This window comes from Wolbachia endosymbiont of Drosophila seguyi, assembly GCF_028981765.1.
In the GTDB taxonomy this organism is placed as follows: Bacteria; Pseudomonadota; Alphaproteobacteria; order Rickettsiales; family Anaplasmataceae; genus Wolbachia; species Wolbachia pipientis.
The window spans coordinates 1-1,810 of sequence record NZ_JAPQLM010000175.1; the positions used below are offsets into that span (position 1 = coordinate 1).

Below are 1,810 nucleotides of genomic sequence, written 5' to 3' on the forward strand. Positions count from 1 at the left end.
GGATCAAAGATCTTTTCAGTTGTATCACTCGTCATTCCACATCCAGTATCAATTACTTCAATCACAACATAATTTCCATGTTCAATCGCTTCCTTGTCTGGAGAAAACATATCCTGAGGTGTAGAATTTAATGAGTCAATCTTTTGATTAAAGGTTCGTATAGTTAATTCTCCGCCCTTTTCCATAGCAGCACTAGCATTGACTGCTAAGTTAAGTATAACTTGCTCTAATTGCCCTTGATCAGCCCTAACAGCACCCAAGTCTCTACCATAATAAATATTAAATTTTATATTTTCACCTATTAATCTTTTTATCATTTCATAAAGATTAGCTATAGTATTATTTACATCAATAATTTTTGGCTGCAAGGTCTGTCTTCTTGAGAAAGCAAGCAATTGTCTTACTAAATTTGATCCACGCTTTGCATTTTGCTGTATCTGTATTATATCTCCAAAAGATGGGTCACCAGCTGAGTGTTGGAGTAAAAGCAAATCGCAAAATCCTATTATCCCAGTCAATATATTGTTGAAATCATGCGCAATACCACCTGCTAACTGCCCTATAGCTTGCATCTTTTGATAATGCTCAAGCTTTATCTCTAGGTTTTTGTGTTCAGTATTGTCAATAAAATAACAAAGTATGAAGATCATTTTATTATGAAGAAACTTATTGAAATATATTTTTATGTTATTACCGCCGTTGAGCTGTACATCAAAAGACGCATTATTTATTCTATTACTCGAAAAATATTCACGTATTTTCACATGATAACTATCCAATATCAACGTAAAGATTGAATTATTATCTGACCCTGCAAGCTTTATTAGTGCCGTATTTTTCTTTACAAAGTTGCCGTTTATGTCACATTGTGCAATAGCAATTGATGAATTTGCAAAACAAGGGTGTAATTGATAATCAACAATATTTGATTCGGTTGGTGTTATAAAGCCATATATATAGCTATGGTTGTATTTATCACAAAATATAGCAGTGCTCATATAAGCCTTGAATGGAATACCACTTATAGTAAAAAACAAAATTTCATTATCGGTTGTTGTATTGTTATATTTAGATTGAGATATAAAATCACTGATTGAGCTACCTTTTTCCAGTTTTTTTAGTTCAAATATGTCTAAAAATCTTTTATTTACAGATAAAATCACCCCTTTGGCATTTGCAATGTAAGTTCCTATGCTGTGTTTTTCTATTAACTCTTCATATATCTGCTCCTTGTTTATCTGTGTTGCTTTTAATACAAAATACCCATCTGGCCTTGCTATTGGCACTAATGATAAATTTAAAATCTTATTACTATTTATAGCAATTTGGGGATTATCTGGTATCGGCTCAAAGAGCAAAAGAAAGTTAGATACTCTATTCTTCTTGTTTAAGGAAATGCATACCTGTACAGAAGAGTTATTTTTTAGTGCATGATAGAGTACTTTTTTGTCTGCTTCTGAAACATCTCCTATTTCAAGAATCTTGTCTAACGTAATGTCATCATCTATATGATCTTTAAACCTTTCGTAGAACCTTGCATCAGCATAAATAATACCTTCATCTTTATGTAAAATAAGGCAAAATTCTGTATTATGATTTAGTGCATTTGCAAATATTGCATTTTGAAATTCTATAGTATTAAGTAGGTATCTGTAGCGTTTTACATTATACATCATAAAGAGAGTTGTTAGAATGCTAACTAATAAATTAATCTCTATATTAATATGCTGACTATATATATCAAAAAAGTAGAGTATCGATATTGCTACTGGAGGTAAGAGCATAATAACTGCCATCACAACAATTGACA

1 protein-coding gene is annotated in these 1,810 nt (G+C 31.2%); it reads right to left on the reverse strand.

Annotated elements, in window-relative coordinates; translation table 11 throughout:
* A partial coding sequence (locus OZD62_RS04510) for a two-component system sensor histidine kinase NtrB (protein WP_275019523.1) occupies positions 1-1,810 on the reverse strand: 1,810 nt, incomplete at both ends.